Origin of the sequence: Mycobacterium sp. OAE908 (assembly GCF_017872775.1) — a bacterium.
Taxonomy (GTDB): domain Bacteria; phylum Actinomycetota; class Actinomycetes; order Mycobacteriales; family Mycobacteriaceae; genus Mycobacterium.
The window spans coordinates 3926174-3944309 of sequence record NZ_JAGGJL010000001.1 but is presented as its reverse complement, the minus strand read 5'-3'; the positions used below and the strand labels follow the sequence as shown (position 1 = coordinate 3944309).

18 protein-coding genes are annotated in these 18136 nt (G+C 65.0%); 7 read left to right on the top strand and 11 right to left on the bottom strand.

Annotated elements, in window-relative coordinates; translation table 11 throughout:
- Positions 1–18 precede the first annotated feature (18 nt).
- The 3 genes from J3E61_RS19435 to J3E61_RS19425 are packed head-to-tail and all read right to left on the bottom strand — an operon-like array spanning position 19 to position 2606.
- Positions 19–1026 (bottom strand): dihydrodipicolinate synthase family protein, encoded by a 1008-nt coding sequence (locus tag J3E61_RS19435; protein WP_192721404.1) that lies wholly within the window; start codon positions 1024–1026, stop codon positions 19–21.
- 10 nt (positions 1027–1036) lie between these two features.
- Positions 1037–1834, bottom strand: coding sequence for an SDR family oxidoreductase (locus J3E61_RS19430; protein WP_210084632.1), 798 nt, complete (start codon positions 1832–1834; stop codon positions 1037–1039).
- Positions 1835–1844: 10 nt separating this feature from the next.
- The gene (locus J3E61_RS19425) at positions 1845–2606 is read right to left on the bottom strand and encodes a crotonase/enoyl-CoA hydratase family protein (protein ID WP_210084631.1); all 762 of its coding nucleotides are present in this window, start codon (positions 2604–2606) and stop codon (positions 1845–1847) included.
- Between the two features lie 211 nt (positions 2607–2817).
- On the opposite strand from J3E61_RS19425, the gene J3E61_RS19420 reads away from it, so the two are divergent.
- Positions 2818–3588, top strand: coding sequence for a TetR/AcrR family transcriptional regulator C-terminal domain-containing protein (locus tag J3E61_RS19420; RefSeq protein ID WP_210084630.1), 771 nt, complete (start codon positions 2818–2820; stop codon positions 3586–3588).
- Positions 3589–3868: 280 nt separating this feature from the next.
- Here J3E61_RS19420 and J3E61_RS19415 read toward each other — a convergent pair whose 3' ends face one another.
- The 4 genes from J3E61_RS19415 to J3E61_RS19400 all read right to left on the bottom strand — a co-directional run bounded on the left by J3E61_RS19415 (position 3869) and on the right by J3E61_RS19400 (position 7419).
- On the bottom strand, positions 3869–5044 hold the full coding sequence (locus tag J3E61_RS19415; RefSeq protein WP_192721408.1) for an acetyl-CoA C-acyltransferase: 1176 nt from the start codon (positions 5042–5044) through the stop codon (positions 3869–3871).
- Positions 5045–5120: 76 nt separating this feature from the next.
- Positions 5121–5981 carry an enoyl-CoA hydratase/isomerase family protein gene (locus tag J3E61_RS19410; protein WP_210084629.1) on the bottom strand — a complete coding sequence of 287 codons (861 nt, stop codon included), beginning with the start codon at positions 5979–5981 and terminating at the stop codon, positions 5121–5123.
- A complete protein-coding gene (locus J3E61_RS19405) occupies positions 5978–6769 on the bottom strand; it encodes a FadR family transcriptional regulator (RefSeq protein ID WP_210084628.1) in 792 nt (263 codons plus the stop codon). The genes J3E61_RS19410 and J3E61_RS19405 overlap by 4 nt, the downstream gene beginning before the upstream one ends.
- Positions 6769–7419 (bottom strand): hypothetical protein, encoded by a 651-nt coding sequence (locus tag J3E61_RS19400; RefSeq protein WP_210084627.1) that lies wholly within the window; start codon positions 7417–7419, stop codon positions 6769–6771. Before J3E61_RS19400 ends, J3E61_RS19405 begins: the two co-directional genes overlap by 1 nt.
- Before the next feature lie 79 nt (positions 7420–7498).
- Here J3E61_RS19400 and J3E61_RS19395 point away from each other — a divergent pair, with 79 nt between their 5' ends.
- The 6 genes from J3E61_RS19395 to J3E61_RS19370 are packed head-to-tail and all read left to right on the top strand — an operon-like array spanning position 7499 to position 14261.
- Complete coding sequence (locus tag J3E61_RS19395; protein ID WP_210084626.1) at positions 7499–8296, top strand: enoyl-CoA hydratase/isomerase family protein; 798 nt, start codon at positions 7499–7501, stop codon at positions 8294–8296.
- A 4-nt stretch (positions 8297–8300) separates the two neighbouring features.
- A complete protein-coding gene (locus tag J3E61_RS19390; RefSeq protein WP_210084625.1) occupies positions 8301–9098 on the top strand; it encodes an enoyl-CoA hydratase/isomerase family protein in 798 nt (265 codons plus the stop codon).
- Positions 9089–9880: an enoyl-CoA hydratase/isomerase family protein gene (locus J3E61_RS19385; RefSeq protein WP_210085623.1), complete on the top strand. Its 792-nt coding sequence runs from the start codon at positions 9089–9091 to the stop codon at positions 9878–9880. The genes J3E61_RS19390 and J3E61_RS19385 overlap by 10 nt, the downstream gene beginning before the upstream one ends.
- Complete coding sequence (locus tag J3E61_RS19380) at positions 9880–11310, top strand: AMP-binding protein (RefSeq protein ID WP_210084624.1); 1431 nt, start codon at positions 9880–9882, stop codon at positions 11308–11310. Before J3E61_RS19385 ends, J3E61_RS19380 begins: the two co-directional genes overlap by 1 nt.
- Positions 11300–12778 carry an acyl--CoA ligase gene (locus tag J3E61_RS19375; protein ID WP_210084623.1) on the top strand — a complete coding sequence of 493 codons (1479 nt, stop codon included), beginning with the start codon at positions 11300–11302 and terminating at the stop codon, positions 12776–12778. Before J3E61_RS19380 ends, J3E61_RS19375 begins: the two co-directional genes overlap by 11 nt.
- Positions 12771–14261: an acyl--CoA ligase gene (locus J3E61_RS19370; protein WP_210084622.1), complete on the top strand. Its 1491-nt coding sequence runs from the start codon at positions 12771–12773 to the stop codon at positions 14259–14261. The genes J3E61_RS19375 and J3E61_RS19370 overlap by 8 nt, the downstream gene beginning before the upstream one ends.
- A gap of 50 nt (positions 14262–14311) precedes the next feature.
- On the opposite strand, the gene J3E61_RS19365 is transcribed toward J3E61_RS19370, so the two are convergent.
- The 4 genes from J3E61_RS19365 to fabG are packed head-to-tail and all read right to left on the bottom strand — an operon-like array spanning position 14312 to position 18136.
- On the bottom strand, positions 14312–14980 hold the full coding sequence (locus tag J3E61_RS19365; RefSeq protein ID WP_192721417.1) for an FCD domain-containing protein: 669 nt from the start codon (positions 14978–14980) through the stop codon (positions 14312–14314).
- Between the two features lie 2 nt (positions 14981–14982).
- Positions 14983–16176, bottom strand: a complete 1194-nt coding sequence (locus J3E61_RS19360; protein WP_210084621.1) for an acyl-CoA dehydrogenase family protein — start codon at positions 16174–16176, stop codon at positions 14983–14985.
- Positions 16173–17387: an acetyl-CoA C-acetyltransferase gene (locus tag J3E61_RS19355; RefSeq protein WP_210084620.1), complete on the bottom strand. Its 1215-nt coding sequence runs from the start codon at positions 17385–17387 to the stop codon at positions 16173–16175. Before J3E61_RS19355 ends, J3E61_RS19360 begins: the two co-directional genes overlap by 4 nt.
- Positions 17387–18136 (bottom strand): 3-oxoacyl-ACP reductase FabG, encoded by a 750-nt coding sequence (gene fabG / locus J3E61_RS19350; RefSeq protein WP_192721420.1) that lies wholly within the window; start codon positions 18134–18136, stop codon positions 17387–17389. The genes J3E61_RS19355 and fabG overlap by 1 nt, the downstream gene beginning before the upstream one ends.

The following is an 18136-nucleotide window of genomic DNA, read 5'->3' as shown; positions in this document are numbered from 1 at the left end:
GCCGAGACGCCGCCACCTCTATTCGGCAATCAATCCGAAGCGCTGATACGCCGTACGGATCTGCGCTCTGCCCTCTTCGGGCAACACCGCCTGCGGCGGCCTCGAGTGCGGATAGTCACCGATGGGCAGGCCAAGCACAGACGCGGCGTACTTGAAGGCGCCGCCCCAGTGCGTGAAGTAGTCGGGCCGCCCGGGATAGCAGGTGAACCATGAGCGCATATCGACCCCGAACTGGTCGAGCCCGGACTTCTCTGCGAAGTCCATCGCCTCCACCAACCTGTCGTTCCACACCAGCTGCCAGTACTCGGAAAGGATTGGCTGTCGCGGGGTTTCGTACAAATAGCCGGCCGTGCCCAGCTGAGCTGGACCGACGATGCCTGCGCGCAGCCAGCCGGCGCGATAGACGGTCGTATCGCATTCCCAGATGACCAGATCGGGTGCGAATTCGTGCAGCATCCGGCTGGCGGCAGGCCGGAAGGCTCCTTCCTTGGTGGCGCAGACGGCTGGAATCTCGTCGTAAATCCGTGCGCTTTCAGCGGGAGACAACACGTACCCCGATGACGGCGAATTGAACATGCCCAGGGCGATGTCGGTGCGCTCGGCGACGTAGCGGAAGAAGTTCAGCACACCTTCGCCTCCGTGCGCCTCCATCATCGGCGTCTGGATGTAGACGATGTCCGCTCCGGCTTGCTGGGCGTGCAGCGTCAGCTCCAAACAGTCCTTGGCCGACATGGCTGCCGTGCAGGCCTGCACGACGACATCTGGATCGGCCGCGCGTCCCTCGTCAATCGCGACCTCCAGCAAGCGCTTTCGCTCGCCGAGGGTAAGCGACCAGAATTCGGCGATGCCGCTGGTGCACCACAACATCGGGTGGCGAAGCTCGCCGACGCAGTAGCGCACCAGCGCCCGGTAGGCGTCCCAGTCGATGTCGTCGCCGTCGGTACCGCTGAACGGTGTGTAGAGGCTGTTGCCGATTCCGCGCAGCGCGGCGTGTGCCCATACGCGAGCATCCTTGGCAGTCGCCATAATTCACTCCCTAGGTGAAGTCGCTACCGCCGTCGACGTTGATGTTGGCGCCGGTCATGTACGAGTTGCGCTTCGAGGCGAGAAACGCGACGACGGGCCCGATCTCCTCGGGCTGGCCGGCGCGCGGCAGGTGCGCCGGATGCCCGAAGTGCTCGTCGATGGCGGCCATCAGCGCATAGGGATCGGCGCCGTCGACGCCAACCGACTCGGCCCAGCCGCGCAAGGCTTCTGACGCGATGCTGCCCGGGGAGACGACGTTGACCATGATCTCGTCCTTCGCCAGCAGCAGCGACAAGTTCTTCGAGGCGCTCGTCAGTGCCGCCTTGGCGGCCGTGTACGCGGGCAGGATGACGGTCTGCCGTTGGGTTGAGTGTGCGGAGAAGTTGACGATCCTGGCCCACTGCGCTTTTCGCAGCAGCGGCAGCGCGGATCGCACGCAGCGCACCATCCCCAGCACGCCGTCGTCGAACGCCGCCCGCCATTGCTCGTCGCTGAGATCTTCGAATGAGCCTATCGACCCGGGGCCGACCGCATTGATCAGCGCATTGAGCTCGCCGTCCCAGCGCACGCTCAGCTCGTCGAAGACACCCTGTACTTGATCCGCGTCAGTGGTGTCGGCGACCAGTCCCACCGCGTCCGGACTTCCGCGCTCGGTCAGTTCTTTCGCCGCTCGCTCGATGACATCCTTCGTCCGGCCGACAACGGCCACCCGCGCGCCGTCCTCGGCAAGGCAGCGTGCCGCCGCGAAGCCCATCCCGCGACCGCCGCCGACGACGACGGCCGTCGCGTCCCTGAGCCCGAGATCCACGGTGCTACTCCTAGGAGCCGGTCCAGTTGGGAGCGCGCTTTTCGGCGAACGCGATCGCGCCCTCCTTCGCGTCGTTGGACGTGAAGATCGGAATGATGTGTTCGAGTTGCTTCTTCCACATCTCCTCTTCACTCCAGTCCGCGGACTTGGTCATGATCTCCTTGGTGGTGGCAATTGCCAGCGGCCCGTTGGCCGTAATGCGCTCGGCGAGTTCGATCGCCCCGTCCAGCGCCTTTCCCGGTTCGGTGAGCACGTTGACGAAACCCCATGCCTCACCCTGTTCGGCGGTGAAGCTCTCACCGGTCAGCGCGAGTTCGAGCGCCTTTTGGTAGGGGATGCGTTTTTGCAGCCGCAGCAGTCCACCGCCTGCGGCCACCAGGCCACGCTTGACCTCGGGGATGCCGAATTTCGCGCTGCGCGACGCGACCACCAGGTCGGTGGCCAGCACGACCTCGGTACCGCCTGCCAGTGCGTAACCCTCGACGGCGGAGATCAGCGGCTTGCGCGGCGGCCGTTCGGTGAAGCCGATGCCACGGCCGGGGATGGCGACGACCTCCCCGGCGGCGAAGGCCTTCAGATCCATGCCCGCGCAGAAGTTGCCGCCGGCACCGGTGATCAACGCGACGGAAAGGTCCTTGCTCTCGTCGAGTTCGTCGACGGCGTCGGCCAGCCCTTGGCTCACCGCGAGGTTCACCGCGTTGCGCGCGTCCGGCCGATTGATGGTGATGACAAGCACCCGCCCGCGGCGCTCGGTGAGAATTTCGTCCGACACTCTTGGCCCCTTCACCTTTCGCACGTTTTGCTAGAAACGCTTACTATAGGTCTTACAGTAGAAGAATGAGAATGTGAAGACGCCGTCGCACAGATGGCTACCGGTAAGGTTGACGGCAACGGCCGATTCGCGACACGCATGCAAAGACGCAGTTCAGAGGTGTGGCTGCCGGTAAATTCGAGTCCACCAACACTTGATGGAGGTGCCCTTCGTGGCCAAGCAGGCAACCGCTGAGAAGCGTCAGCGACGCGAGCGCGGGTCCATCAATCCCGACGACATCATCAAGGGTGCCTTCGAGCTCGCCGAAGAAGTTGGGATCGACAACCTGAGCATGCCGTTGCTCGGCAAGCACCTCGGCGTCGGTGTCACGAGTATCTACTGGTACTTCCGCAAAAAGGACGATCTGCTCAACGCGATGACCGATCGCGCCTTGCGGCAGTACGTGTTCGCGACCCCCTACGTCGAGGCCAAGGACTGGCGCGAGACGTTGCGCAACCACGCGCGCGTGATGCGAAAAGCCTTCATGGGCAACCCGATTCTGTGTGACCTGATCCTCATTCGGTCGGCCCTTTCCCCGCGGGCGGCCAAGCTCGGCGTACAAGAGGTGGAGAAGGCGATCGCCAGCCTGGTCGAGGCGGGGCTATCGCCCGAGGACGCGTTCGACACGTACTCCGCGGTGTCGGTGCATGTGCGCGGGTCCGTGGTGCTGCAGCGGCTGCGGGAGAAGAACCGGGCGGCCGACGAGGGCCCGAGCGACATCGAAGAGACGATGACGATCGATCCCGAAACCACACCCCTGCTGGCGCAGGTGACGGCGAAGGGACATCACATCGGCGCGGCCGACGACCAGAACTTCGAGTTCGGCCTCGAGTGCATCCTCGACCATGCCAGCCGTCTCATCGAGGGGGGCGGCAAGCGGCCGGCCAAGGCCGCGAAGACGACCGGGCCCCGCACGCGGAGCAAGGCCGCGGCCGCACGGTAGGCAGAGCCCTGGGCAGGACGTCGTTTTGCCCACCTCGAAGCGACACTGTCGCTCCCCGCGACAAAGTCGCCCAGAGCCGAGCATTCCGATAGTTGGCCCCTGAGCCGATCCGACCGTTCCGGCCCGGTTAAACGGCCACGGGAGCCCAGGGACCATGTCGTTTCTGCCCACCTCGGAGCGACACTGTCGCTCCCAGCGACAAAGTCGCCCAGAGCCGGGCATTCCGATCGTCGGTCCTGAAAGGTCGAACCCTGCGACTCGCTGGTGGTTTCGGCCTGTCCTAGACCTCGATGACGACGGCGCCGCCCTGGCCACCGCCAGCGCACATCGCCGCGACGCCGATGCCGCCGCCACGCCGCTGCAGCTCGTAAACCAGCGTCGTGACCATCCGCGCGCCCGATGCGGCGATGGGATGCCCAAGGCTGCAACCGCTTCCGGAGAAGTTGACGAGCTCCTCGTCGAGCCCGTACTCGCGGCACGCCGCGATCGGCACCGACGCGAACGCTTCGTTGATCTCCCACAGCGCCACATCAGAGGGCTTCAGGCCAGCACGTTGCAATACCTTGCCGATCACCTTCACGGCACCCAGTCCGCAATCGCGCGGCGCGACACCCGCTGCGGCCCAAGCTTTTACGGTCGCCAGCTTGGTCAGCTTCTCGGCGTCGGCGTAGTCAGCGTCAACGAGTGCAACAGCAGCCGCAGCGTCGTTGGTGCCGCTGCTGTTGCCCGCGGTGATCGAGAATCCTTCGATCTCCGGATGCAGGACCTTCAACCCCGCCAGCTTCTCGACGGTGGTGTCGCGCCGCGGGTGCTCGTCGACGCTGAAGTCGACCACCGAACCGTCGAACTGCTGCACCTTCAGCGGGATGATCTCGTCGACGAACTTGCCCGCGTCGATGGCCGCGATCGCCCGCTGATGCGACCGGGCCGCCCAGGCGTCCATCTCTTCACGCGTGATGCCGACGGCCTGCGCCGTGTTCCAGCCGACGGTGATCGACATGTCCTTGCACGGAGCATCCGGCGTCTCGGGATGCGTAGGCGGCATCCACCGCTCCTCGAACTTCAGCTCAGGCCCAGGGATGCGCTGGTTCATCAGCGGCGTCATCGACAGCGACTGCACCCCGCCGGCGATGAGCGCACGCTCCATGCCGGAGCCGATCTGTGCGGCCGCGTTGCCGATCGCGGTGAGACTGCCCGCGCAGTGCCGGTTCACCGACTGGCCGGGGATGTCCTCCATGCCGGTCGCTGCCGCCGCGTAGCGCGCGAGATCGCCGCCGCCGTAATGCGATTCGGCGAAGATGATGTCATCAAACGCGCTCGGGTCGACGCCGGAGCGGCGGACCACCTCCGGCAGCACTGTCGTGATCAACGTCTCGGGGGGCGTGTTGACCAGCGTCCCTTTGAACGAGCGGCCGATGGCCGTCCTGGCGGCACTGACGATCACAGGTGTTGGCATGTTTCGACCTCGGCTTTCGGCGTTACGACTTTACAAAAGTAGCAGATACTGTATCGCTGCCAGTACGTGACCGGCGTCACTCCGGCTCGGGTACGTAGAAGTGCTCGTCACGCAGCCGGAACGCCTCCTTGGTCCCGTGTTGCGCCCGCGTCTTGACGAAGTTGAACTCCCCCGGCGCGAACTGCAGGTTCGTCCCGAACGCGTGGAACAGATAGCTGGCGACTTCCTCGCCCTGATACGCCTGACTCTGCTCGACGAGCCGGAAGGCCTCCTTCGCGATCACGACGCCGTCGGCAGGCATCTTCGCTGCCTTCTCCGCCCAATATCTCGCCCTGGCCTGCACAGCGGCGGGATCGCACGTCTCGGTGAAGACGCCCAAGTGCTCGACCGCCCCCGCCTCGATGATGTCGCCGGTCAACAACAGGCGCCGGGCCAGCACCGGCCCGAGCCGGTGGAAGAACATGTGCAAACTGCCCAGTGCCGGTCCGAGAAACCGGGTGGCGGGCATACCGATCTTGGTGTCGCGACCGATCACCGAGATGTCGGTCATCAACGCGATCTCGAAGCCGCCGCCCAGCGCGTATCCGCTGATCTCCCCCACTGTGACCTTCGGGAAGCCCATCAGGTTGTGGTAGAAGCCGAACGACTTGCGGTCCACGGTCAGACGGCGCCGTTGACTGGGACGACTCTTCGCCTGCGGCTTATCGCCATACCAGCCGTACGCATTGTTCATGTCTGCGCCTGTGCTGAACACCCCGTCCGCGCCTCGCAATAACACGACGGTGATGTCGTCGTCTTCGGCGACTCGGTCCAGGTGGCGCGCGACGGTATCGCGCATCGCCGCGTCATACGAGTTGCGCTGGGCGGGATTGTTCAGCGTTATGGTTGCGATTCGCTTCTCGGCGTCCACGTCGAAGAGCACGCGATCGTCTGTCATCTGCCGGGCTCCTGATGGTTGCCGTTCGAAATCAATTTGGCCTCAATGGTTTTGTCACTGCCGACCGCGAGTGTGTTGCGCCTGGCAACCGCAAGGTGGTCCTGTGCGAGCCGCACCGCCCTCGCCGAGTCGCCGTCACGGATCGCGGCAAGCAACCGTTGGTGATCACGCAACGCCGCGCGCATTGTCTTGCGGGACATCGGATCGGCAGGGTTGTTGTCGTCGCTCCACACCGACGACTCGTGTGCCGACCAGATCAGTTCCAGCGAGCCGATCAGCAGGATCATCGGCTCGTTGCCACAGCGGGAGACGATCGCTTCATGAAATCGCCTCGCGTTAGGCACGTATCGGGACAGATCGTCGAATTGCTCTGTCTGCAGATCGATTTCGGCCTCGAGGTACGGCAGCACCTCGGTCGACCGGTCTTCCCGGGCGGCGCACATGCCTGCACATATCGGCTCCAGGTGCAGCAGCGCGCCGCTGACATCCGCGGGTGTCGAGGCCCGCGACTGCAACACCATGCTGATCATGTGCGCGGTCCGCTCGGCCGACGGCTGATGAACCACTGCCCCACCCACGTTCCCGCGTCGAACCGAGATCAGCCCGTCGGTTTCCAGGATGTGGATCGCCTCACGCAGCGCCGGTGGACTCACGCCGAATTCGGAGAACAAGCTCTCCTGCGACGGCAGCACATCGCCTTCCTTGAGGCGCCCGGACAGGATGTCCTCCCGCAACTGCGAGGCCACGATCTCTGCCACGCGGGGCTGACGAATCCGTTGAACCACCATTAGAACTTGGCCCGCCGCTTACCGAACTGGAAGCCGCTCAGCTTGTCCGGCGAGTTCACCGCTGTCTTGAGCTCACCGATGCAGAGCACCTCGTCGCCTAGGAGCAGTCGCGCCGTCGAGGTCACCCGGCCCTCTTCTTCGAGCCGCTCGATGTCGAAGCGCAGTTCGGTGAGGACCGGTGTTGGGCGGCGGAACGTCACCGTGAGTGAGCGGGTCTTGCCGGTCCGGGCGGCTGCGCAACTCTGATGCTGAGTGATGCAGTCGAAGAATACGGCCAGGAAGCCTCCGTTCACCAGCCCCGGTGGCCCTTCGTATACCACCGGGAATGTGACACGCCCAGAAGCGGTTTCGTCGTCGAGATGATCGAAGGCGTACTCGGGGAAGCACGGGTTGTACGCCCCCACGTCGAAGGCATGATCCAGATAGATGCGCTTCTCCTCGCCGCCATCGCCGATGCGGGGCATGGGATCGGGAGGCACCGCGGGCGCCAACTCTCGCTCCCAGTCCGCGAACTGCGCAAGCATGGCGTCCACGGTCGGATGCTCGTGCTCCAAGGACAGCAGTAGCCCGGTCAGCCGCCGCAGCGCACCCGCGGCCGCGACCGTCTGCGCCAGCGGTTGCTCGCCGTACCGAGGAATGCCTTCCGTCATGCGCCCTTTCCTTGCTAACTTGTACAGGATAGCAATACTGTATGGCTAACCGTATAGCTAAGGACAGGCGGATTCAACGGTGAGCGACGACGGCTCGGTGACGACATCGCGGGACGGCGATGTCCTGCGGCTCACGCTCGATCGCCCGTCCAGGCACAACGCGCTCAGCCATTCGATGATCGATGCCCTGGTCGCTATCCTGACCGACGCCGCGGCCGACGATTCGCTGCGCGCCATCCACCTCCGCGGGGCTGGAACCGATTTCTGCGCAGGCGCGGACTGGGTGGCGACCAACAGCTCCGGACAGCGCCCGCGCACAGGCGATCTCGTCCGGCGCATTCCGCACACCGCCAACCGCGTGATCGAACTCGTCCAAACAATCCAGCTGCCGGTGGTCTGCAGTGTGCGGGGCTGGGCCGTCGGCCTTGGCTGCAATCTGGCGCTGGCCGCCGATTTCACCGTCGCCGCCGACGACGCGGTGTTCTGGGAACCCTTCGTCGGGCGCGGGTTCTCCCCGGATTCGGGTTCGACGTGGCTGCTGCCGCGGCTCATCGGCGTGGCCCGGGCCAAAGAGATGCTGCTGCTCGGCGAGAAGGTCAGCGCGAGCGACGCCGCAGAGTGGGGCCTAGTGCACCGGTGCGTCAGCGCCTCCGAGCTCGAAGCCGTCGCGGAAGAATTAATGAGCCGGCTGGCGTCGGGACCTACCGTCGCTATCGGGCTTGCCAAGCAGGCAATCAACTACGGCCAGCACGCGACACTGCAGCAAGCCATGACCCAAGAGCTGTTCAACTTGGAGTTATCCTGTCGGACAACCGATTTCAAAGAAGGTCTGGCGGCATTCCGCGAGAAACGCACACCGAGGTTCGGCGGAAGGTGACCGGATGAAATTCATCACGTACGAAGTCGACGCGCATACGGCGACGATCACGCTGAACCGGCCCGACGCGCTCAATGCGCTCAGTCCGGCCATGATCGCCGAATTGCGCGCCGCGTACGATGAGGCCGAAAATGACGACAACGTCTGGACGCTCATCGTCACGGGTACCGGCCGGGCGTTCTGCACTGGGGCCGATGTCGGCGAGATCCCGGAAGACGGCCGGGTGATCTACGAGCGCCCGTACCTGTCCACCTATGACCAGTGGGAAGCACCCCAGGAGGGCACGCCACCGTTTCGTCGGATGGCCAAGCCCGTCCTGACCGCCGTCAACGGATTGTGTTGTGGGGCAGGGCTGGACTGGATCACCACCGGGGACATCGCGATCGCATCCGACAAGGCGAGTTTCTTCGACCCACATGTCAGCATCGGCTTGGTGGCTGGTCGCGAAATGGTACGGCTCGCCCGTGTCCTGCCCCGCAACATCGCGTTGCGGATGGCGCTGATGGGCAAGCACGAGCGAATGAGTGCACAGCGCGCCTACGAGCTCGGCATGATCAGCGAGGTCGTCGAGCACGACAAGCTGCTCGAACGTGCTCATGAGATCGCCGATGTCGTGAATTCGAACGCGCCGCTGGCCGTGCGCGGCACGCGACTGGCCATCCACAAGACGCTCGACCTGCCGCTGCACGAGGCCGAGATCCTCGCCGAAACCTTCCGCGAGCGCGTGGTTCGCACCGAGGATGCACTCGAAGGACCCAAGGCGTTCATGGAGAAACGCGCGCCGAATTGGCAGTGCCGGTGACGGCGTTCGAGACGATCCTCCTCGACGTGAACGCCACCACCCACGTCGCGACCATCACGCTGAACCGGCCGGATTCGCTAAACGCGTTCAATCGGACCATGTGCGAGGAGATGGCCGAGGCGTGGCGCCTCGTCAAGCTCGACGAAGCGGTACACGCTGTGGTACTTCGAGCGGCGGGCGACCGCGCGTTCAGCGCCGGCCTGGACATCAAAACCTCCTACGGCCAACCGGACAACGTGTGGAACCACGAGGATCCCGGCGAAGCGCTCAGCCCGAAATGGCAGAAGATGTGGAAGCCCGTCGTGTGTGCCGTTCACGGCATGTGCACGGCGGGTGCTTTCTATTTCGTCAACGAGTCCGATGTGGTGATCTGCTCAGAGGATGCGACGTTCTTCGACTCGCATGTCAGCGCCGGCCTGGTATGCGCCTTGGAACCGATCGGGTTGATGCGACGCGTCGGTCTTGGCGAGGCGTTGCGAATCGCGTTGATGGGCAACGACGAACGCGTCGGCGCCGAAACCGCACTACGTATCGGCCTGGTGTCCGAGGTCGTGTCCCGCGAAAGGCTCTGGGCTCGCGCCGACGAAATCGCGGCGGCGATCGCAGCCAAACCCCCGTCGGCCACCCAGGGCACAGTGAAGGCGATATGGGAGTCGCTGGACAAGCCGTATCGGGCTGCCCTGGAGCAGAATCTGATTTACACAAGGCTGGGCAATCCGCTCGGGCAGGCAGAACTGGCGGCCGGCGGCAAAGGTGCAGCGGCGAAACCGAGGGTCCGCTGATGCATCCGCTCACCGGACGTATCGCGGCCGTGCTGGCACTGCAGCCCGACGCCCGAGCGATCGAGTACAACGGCGACTGGTCGACATGGCAGCAGATCTCCGAACTGGCAACGCGTATCGCCGTCGTCGGCGATACCCAGGTCGGGATCTTGCTGCGCAACACCCCCGCCCATGTCGCGGCGCTGCTCGGTGTTCTGCTTGGTGGCGGCACTGTGGTGACCATCAATCCGTCGCGGGGCGAAGACCGTACGCGCAACGACATTGCCGCGCTTGACCTGCCGATCGTGATCGGCACACCTGACGACCTTGCGTCACTGGTTCCGGATGGCCCCGCAATGATACCGATCTCGGGCCTCGACGATCCGTCACAGATCGCATCCGTCGGAACCGCAGCCAGCCGCCCCGGCGTCGCGGTGCGGATGCTGACCAGCGGAACGACCGGGCCGCCCAAGCGAATCGACCTCACCTACGACATGCTGGCGCGCAGCGTGATCACGTCGCCGGCGCCGACCGAACTGCGGAAGGGCATCGCAATCGTCAATGCCCCGCTGGTGCACATCGGTGGAGTCTTCCGCGTGCTGCAGTGTGTCTGCGAGGCAAGGCCGTTCGCGCTACTCGACCGATTCGAACTGAACCAGTGGGCCGACGCGGTCCGCAGGCATCAACCGCGCGCGGTCTCGTTGGTGCCGGCCGCGCTGCGGATGGTGTTGCATTCGGATTTGACCCGCGAGGATCTGGCCGGCATCCGAGCGGTGACGTCAGGCACTGCGCCGCTGTCGGCCGCCGACGCCGATGCGTTCACCGCGAAGTTCGGCATTCCGGTCCTGACATCCTATGCCGCAACTGAATTCGGTGGCGGCGTCGCTGGCTGGACGCTGGCGGATTACCAGAAGTACTGGCAGGACAAGCGCGGCAGCGTGGGCAGGGCAACCCTCGGCGCACAAATGAGGGTCGTCGACGACGACGGCACCCCGCTCGGCCCCGACCAACCCGGCCTCCTGGAGGTCAAGCCGGGACAGCTTGGGCCGTCGGCAGATTGGCTGCGCACCACGGACCTGGCCCGCATCGACACGGACGGCTTCCTTTGGATACTCGGACGGGCCGATCAGGCCATCATTCGCGGCGGCTTCAAGGTGATGCCCGACGACGTCCGCGCCGCGCTGGAGAGCCATCCAGCCGTGGGCGGGGCCGCCGTCGTCGCCAGGCCCGACGACCGTCTCGGTGAGACTCCGGTCGCGATGGTGGAGTTGCGGCACGACGCATCGGTCGAAGGCGATGCGCTGATCGATTTCCTGCGGACGCGGTTGGCGCGCTATGAGATTCCTACCGAGATCGCGATCGTCGAGCAGATCCCCAGGACACCCTCCGGCAAGGCGGACCTCGGTGCGGTCCGGCAATTCTTCAGCCAGCCCGTCCAACATGCCAAGTGACTCGTTGACCGTCGGCGACGTGCTGCAGCGACAGTCGCGCGCCCGCGGCGAACACCCGCTATTGGTCTGCGATGCCGAGCGGCTCAGCTACGCGGAGGCGGATCGCCGCTCGGCGCGGTTGGCGCGTGGCCTGATCGCCCTCGGCGCGGGCAAGGGCACCCACGTCGGTCTGCTCTATCCCAATGGCGCGACCTGGATCGTCGGGATGCTGGCCGCCGCGCGCATCGGCGCGGTCGTCATCCCGTTTTCCACGTTCGCCACCGCCCCGGAGATCACGGCACAGTTGATGGACAGCGACACCGAAATCCTGCTTGCCGCTGCATCCTTCCGCGCTCACGACTACCGACAGCGACTCGCAGGCATCACGGCCCCGCTACTAAGACATGTCCTGATCGACGCCGAACCCCGCGACGTGGCCGAGTCGTGGCGACTGGAAGCGCTGGAACACGACGTCGATGATTCGGATCCGCTGGCCATCGTCTACACGTCGGGCTCGACGAGCGCGCCGAAGGGTGTGGTCCACACACACTTCTCGTTGCTTGCCCACCAGCAGGTGCTCAATGAGATCCGCGGGTTGACGGCAGAGGACAAGTTGTTCTGCAACTCGCCGTTCTTCTGGATCGGCGGGATCGCGTTCGCGGTGCTGGCCACCCTGCTCGCCGGTGCGACGCTGGTGTGCTCCAACGCGGTCGATGCAGGCGAAACGCTGGATCTGCTCGAGGCCGAAAAGCCAACGATGACCAATGGTTTCGTCGCGGGCATCGCAAATCTGGCCCGTCACCCCAGCCTGCCCGACCGCGACTTGTCGTCCATGCGGCGCGGAAACCTGTACCCGATCATGGCGCCCGACGTCCGCCCCGCAGACCCCGAGTTGCGACACACCATGCTGGGCATGACCGAAGCGGGCAGCGTCATCACGATCAGTGCGGACGAATCCGACCAACCCGAACACCGGCGTGGCTCGTTCGGCAAACCCGCCCCCGGCTTCGAGACCAAGATCATCGACGGCGAATTGTGGATTCGAGGACCGTACCTGATGCAGCGGTACTACAAACGCAGCCGCGAAGAATGCTTCGATGACGACGGCTGGTTTCACACGGGCGATCTCGTTCGAACGGATGCCGACGGTTTCGTGTACTTCCTCGGTCGACGCGGGGCGATGATCAAGACCGCAGGCGCCAACGTCGCACCCGCCGAAGTCGAGCGGGCCATCGCCAAAGTGACCGGCGGTGCCGTCGCACATGTGCTTGGCCTTCCCGATGCCGAGCGCGGGCAACTGGTCGCCGCCGTCGTCGAGGTGGAAGACGGCGCGGAGTTCGACGAGGCCGCGGTGCGCGACCGACTGAAGGCCGAGCTGTCGTCCTACAAGATCCCGAAACGTTTTGCCGCCGTGCCGCGGTCCGACATTCCAGTGCTCTCGAGCGGCAAGGTCGACCTCGTTGCGCTACGGCAGGTGTTCGATGGCTGACACCATCGACCAGCTGGTCAGAGTCCGCGCAGAACAGCACGGTGACAAGCCGATGGTCGTCGACACCGAGTCGCGGCTCAGCTACGCCGACCTCGACGAAACCACCCGTGCGATGGCCGCCGGTTTCGTCGACGCCGGCATCGGCAAGGGCACCCGAGTAGGGCTGATCATGCCCAACCGCGTCCAATGGGTGCAGATCGCGTTGGCGCTGACACGCATCGGCGCGGTTCTGGTCCCGTTGAGCACCCTGCTGAAGCCTCCGGAGCTGGTGGCACAGTTGCGGGTTGCCTCCGTTCAGGCCCTGATCACGGTCGACGAGTTCCGTGGCCATCGTTATCTGGATGATTTGGCCGGTGGGGTAGATACCCCGGAACTGCCTGCACTGCAGAGGATTTGGACTCTAGACGAGTTGACGTCCAGCGAGCGGGATATCGACTCCGTGACAGCGACCGTGACACCGAGCGACACGCTGGTGATCATGTTCACTTCGGGAAGCAGTGGGCCGCCAAAGGGCGTCATCCACTCGCACGGCAACGCGTTGGCCGCCGTGCGGTCCGGACTGGTGGCGCGGTGCATCGACGCGGACACGCGGCTGTATCTGCCGATGCCGTTCTTCTGGGTCGGCGGTTTCGGCAGCGGGGTGCTGTCGGCACTGGTGGCGGGTGCGACGCTCGTCACCGAGGAGATCCCCGGACCCGAGACGACCCTGCCGCTGTTGCAACGTGAGCGCGTCACGCTGTTCCGCGGCTGGCCCGACCAGGCCGAGGCGCTGGCACGCCAATCTGCCTCTGCGGGAGCCGATTTGTCAGCCCTACAACCCGGCAGTCTCGAGGCGCTGCTGTCACCCGAGAAACGCGCGGCGCCCGGTGCCCGCGCGAAATTGTTCGGCATGACCGAGTCGTTCGGGCCCTATTGCGGCTATCCCGCCGACACGGACATGCCGCGGTCAGCATGGGGCAGCTGCGGCAAACCGTTCGACGGCATGCAGGTGCGTATCGTCGACCCGGACACCGGCCAGCCCGTTCCCACGGGAACGATCGGCATGATTCAGTTACGGGGACCGCATATGTTGCGCGGCATCTGCCGTCGTAGCCGCGAAGAGGTGTTCACTCCGGACGGCTACTACCCCACCGGGGACCTCGCGCATCTCGACGACGGCGGTTTCCTGTTCTACCACGGCCGATCCGACGACATGTTCAAGGTCAGCGGGGCCACCGTCTATCCGAGTGAGGTCGAGCAGGCGCTGCGGACCATCGACGGCGTGCAGAACGCTTTCGTCACCGACGTCTCCGGCGCCGTCGGTGCCGTCGTGATAACAGACCGCACCGTCGATCAACTGCGGTCCGAAGCTCGAAAGCGGCTGAGCTCCTTCAAGGTTCCGACACTCTGGTTGCTCGTCGGCTCTGACGACGACATCCCGCGCGGCACGACTGGCAAAGTGGACATGCGCAGACTGCAAGCCTCACTGCGCGAGCAGACGTAAAAATGGCCGACACGCCGATGAAATAGCCACTTTCGCGTCTGCTCGTGCAGCTAGTCGACGACGCCGCGTTGGGTGAGGTGTTCGATCAACGGCTCGGCGCCTGCGGCGAGGTGCTCGGACATCACCAGGCGCGCGCGCTTTTCGTCGTGCGCTTCCAGCGCCGCCAACAAACTGCGGTGATGCTCTGTCGACTGCTCAGGCCAGCCGGCGATGGTGGGAAACACCGATTCGGGTGCGTAGCGCGTGATCTGGGACATCAGCTGAGCGAGCTTCGGCGAGTCGGCGGACACATTGATCGCCTTGTGAAACTCATGATTGAGCCGCACCGCACGCTCATCGTCATCGCTGGCGTATGCATCCTCCAGCTCGGCCTGAATCTTCTCGAGTTCGCGCAACTGCTCGTCGGTGATGTTGGCCGCCGCCCGCGCCGCGAGCTCGCCGCCGATGTGCGCCTGCACGTTGGAGACGTCGGTGAGGTCACGCGCGGTCACCGGCACCACCGCAAAGCCGCGCCGAGGCTGCTGAACCAATAGGCCTTCAGCGGTGAGCATGAACAGCGCCTCCCGCACCGGCGTAACGCTGACCCCCAGTTCCACGGCCAACTGATCCAGCCGGATGTATTGGCCCGCAGCGTAGGTGCCGTCGAAGATGCGCTTGCGCACATATCGCGCGACGTCATCTGCCAGCTGGGGCCGAAACGCGAATTCCGCTGTGGTCATGGTCAGATCCGATAATCGGCGAGCAGTCGCTTGCTGATGATGTTCTTCTGGATCTCGCTGGTGCCCTCACCGATCAACAGGAACGGGGCGTCGCGCATCAACCGCTCGATCTCGTATTCCTTGGAATAGCCGTAGCCGCCGTGGATGCGGAAGCTCTGCTGGGTCACCTCGGCGCAGAACTCGCTCGCCAGGTACTTGGCCATGCCCGCGGCGACATCGTTGCGTTCCCCGGAATCCTTCAGCCGGGCCGCATTGACCATCATCAGGTGGGCGGCTTCGATTTTCGTTGCCATCTCGGCCAATTGGAAGGCGATCGCCTGGTGGTCGGCAATCGGCTTGCCGAACGTCTGGCGCTGCTGCGCATACCGCACCGCGAGTTCGAACGCGCGGATTCCGACACCGCATGCCCTGGCGGACACATTCACCCGCCCGACCTCGATGCCGTCCATCATCTGGAAGAAGCCCTGGCCCGGCGCCTCACCCAAGATGTCGTCGGCGCTTGCGGCGTAGCCGTCGAAGATCAGCTCGGTGGTGTCGATGCCCTTGTAGCCGAGCTTGTCGATCTTGCCCGGAATGGTCAGCCCTGGCGCGACTTCGCCGAAGCCGGTGGGCTTTTCGATCAGGAAAGCGGTCAGGTTGCGGTGCGGCTTGTCGGCTCCCTCGTCGGTGCGCACGAGCGTTGCGACCAGAGTCGAGCTGCCGCCGTTGGTCAGCCACATCTTCTGGCCGTCGATGATGTACGTGCCATCGGGGTTGCGTCTGGCCCTGGTCCGGATCGCTGCGACGTCGGAGCCGAGTTCGGGCTCGGACATCGAGAACGCGCCGCGCGTCTCCCCCGTCGCCATCCGCGGCAGGTAATGCTGCTTCTGGCGATCGGTGCCGTGCTGCCGAATCATGTACGCGACGATGAAGTGGGTGTTGATCACACCCGAGATGCTCATCCAGCCGCGGGCAAGCTCCTCGACGCACAGCGCGTAGGTGAGCAGCGATTCGCCGAGCCCGCCGTACTCCTCCGGGATCATCAACCCGAACAGGCCCATCTCCTTCATCGCATCCACGATGGCCTGTGGATAGGTGTCGGAGTGCTCGAGTTCCTGCGCGGTCGGGATGACTTCCTTGTCGACGAATTGCCTGACCGTGCTGATGATTTCGGTCTGGAACTCGGTGAGGCCCAGCGTCTGCGCAAGTTTCGTCATGCGCCGACCCTCTCGAACACGGCAGCCAGTCCCTGCCCACCGCCGATGCACATCGTTTCCAGGCCGTAGCGGGCGCCGCGGCGGTTCAGTTCGCGGGCGAGCGTGGCGAGCATCCGGCCACCTGTCGCGCCGACGGGGTGCCCGAGCGAGATGCCCGACCCGTGCACGTTCGTCCGCTCGAGGTCCGCCGCACCGAACTGCCACTCGCGCATCACCGCAAGCGCCTGGGCTGCGAACGCCTCGTTGAGTTCGATCAGATCGATGTCCGACAACTTCAGCCCAGCCTTGCGCAGCGCCACCTCGGTCGCGGGCACCGGCCCGATACCCATGATGTTGGGGGCGACACCGGCCGACCCCCATGAAACCAGCCGTACCAACGGGGTCAATCCGAGTTCGTCGGCCTTCTGCGGAGTCGTCACGATGCACATGGATGCCGCGTCGTTTTGACCGCTGGAGTTGCCCGCGGTGACGGTGGCCTCCGGATCCTGCTTCAACAGAACGGGTTTCAGTTTGCTCAGCGACTCGACCGAGGTGTCCGCGCGCGGATGCTCATCGGTGTCGATCAGTTCCTCACCCTGGCGGGTGCGCACGGCGACCGCAATGATCTCTTCGGCGAGGATGCCATCCTTCTGCGCGGCGACCGCGCGTTGGTGCGACGTCACCGCCAACTCGTCCTGCTCCTGGCGAGGGATGCCGTACTGCTTGCGCAGATTCTCCGCAGTCTCGAGCATGCCGCCTGCCACCGGATAATTACGCCCGCCTGCGGTGGTGCGTCCGCGCGCGAGACTGTCGTGCACCTTCACCCCGGTGCGGGCGCCGCCCCAGCGCATATCGGTCGAGTAGAAGGTGACATTGCTCATGCTCTCGGCACCGCCCGCGACCACAATGTCGTTGTCGCCGTTGGCAACCTGCAACGCGGCCTGGATGACCGCTTGCAGACCCGAACCACATCGGCGGTCGACCTGCATGCCCGGAACGGTCACCGGCAGTCCCGCATCCAGCGCCACCACACGCCCGATCGCCGGTGCCTCGCTGCTGGGATAGCAGTGGCCGAGGATGACGTCGTCCACTGCGCCACGCTCGATTCCGGTGCGCTCCAGCAGTCCGTTCAGCGCTGCGACGCCGAGGTCGACGGCCGTCAGTGATTTGAACATGCCGCCGTAGCGGCCGATCGGTGTTCGAACGGGTTCGCAGATAACGGCCTCGCGCATCAGATGTGCCTCCCGCCGGTCACCTCGAGGACGGTGCCGGTCATGTACGACGACAGATCGCTGGCGAGGAACAACGCAACCTTGGCGACTTCAGTCGGCTCGCCTGCTCGGCCCATCGGCACCTCTGCCAGCTTCTGGTCCCAAATGTGTTGGGGCATGGCTTCTGTCATCGCGGATCGGATGAGTCCCGGCTGGATCGCGTTGACCCGCACACCGAGGTGGGCCAATTCCTTGGCTGCGGCCTTGGTCATGCCGACGATGCCTGCCTTGGCCGCGGAATAGTTGGTCTGCCCGATCAGGCCGACCTTGCCGGATATCGAGGACATGTTCACGATCGCGCCGCGCTTGTTCTCGCGCATGATCGCCGCGGCGGCCTTGAGACCGTTCCAGGTGCCTTTCAGATGCACGGCGATGACTTGGTCGAACTGTTCCTCGGTCATCTTTCGCAACGTCGCGTCGCGGGTGATTCCCGCGTTGTTGACCATGATGTCGAGGCCGCCGAACCGTTCGACGGCGGCGCCGACGAGCGCGTCGACCTCGTCGGCCTTGGTCACGTCGCAGCGCACGGCGAGGGCAACTTGATCTTTCGAGTCGCCGCCAAGCTGTTTGGCCGCCGCCTCTGTTGCGCCGAGGTCGAGATCGCCAAGCACGACCCGCGCGCCCTCGGCGATGAACTGCTCGGCGATGGCCAACCCGAGACCCTGCGCACCGCCCGTGACAACCGCGGTCTGACCGGTCAGCAACGACAC

Coding starts and splice junctions, on each gene's coding strand:
- J3E61_RS19435 (WP_192721404.1), bottom strand. CDS start 1,026: ATGGCGACTGCCAAGGATGCTCGCGTATGGGCACACGCCGCGCTGCGC.
- J3E61_RS19415 (WP_192721408.1), bottom strand. CDS start 5,044: ATGCCAACACCTGTGATCGTCAGTGCCGCCAGGACGGCCATCGGCCGC.
- J3E61_RS19410 (WP_210084629.1), bottom strand. CDS start 5,981: ATGACAGACGATCGCGTGCTCTTCGACGTGGACGCCGAGAAGCGAATC.
- J3E61_RS19405 (WP_210084628.1), bottom strand. CDS start 6,769: ATGGTGGTTCAACGGATTCGTCAGCCCCGCGTGGCAGAGATCGTGGCC.
- J3E61_RS19400 (WP_210084627.1), bottom strand. CDS start 7,419: ATGACGGAAGGCATTCCTCGGTACGGCGAGCAACCGCTGGCGCAGACG.
- J3E61_RS19390 (WP_210084625.1), top strand. CDS start 8,301: ATGAAATTCATCACGTACGAAGTCGACGCGCATACGGCGACGATCACG.
- J3E61_RS19380 (WP_210084624.1), top strand. CDS start 9,880: ATGCATCCGCTCACCGGACGTATCGCGGCCGTGCTGGCACTGCAGCCC.
- J3E61_RS19375 (WP_210084623.1), top strand. CDS start 11,300: ATGCCAAGTGACTCGTTGACCGTCGGCGACGTGCTGCAGCGACAGTCG.
- J3E61_RS19370 (WP_210084622.1), top strand. CDS start 12,771: ATGGCTGACACCATCGACCAGCTGGTCAGAGTCCGCGCAGAACAGCAC.
- J3E61_RS19365 (WP_192721417.1), bottom strand. CDS start 14,980: ATGACCACAGCGGAATTCGCGTTTCGGCCCCAGCTGGCAGATGACGTC.
- J3E61_RS19360 (WP_210084621.1), bottom strand. CDS start 16,176: ATGACGAAACTTGCGCAGACGCTGGGCCTCACCGAGTTCCAGACCGAA.
- J3E61_RS19355 (WP_210084620.1), bottom strand. CDS start 17,387: ATGCGCGAGGCCGTTATCTGCGAACCCGTTCGAACACCGATCGGCCGC.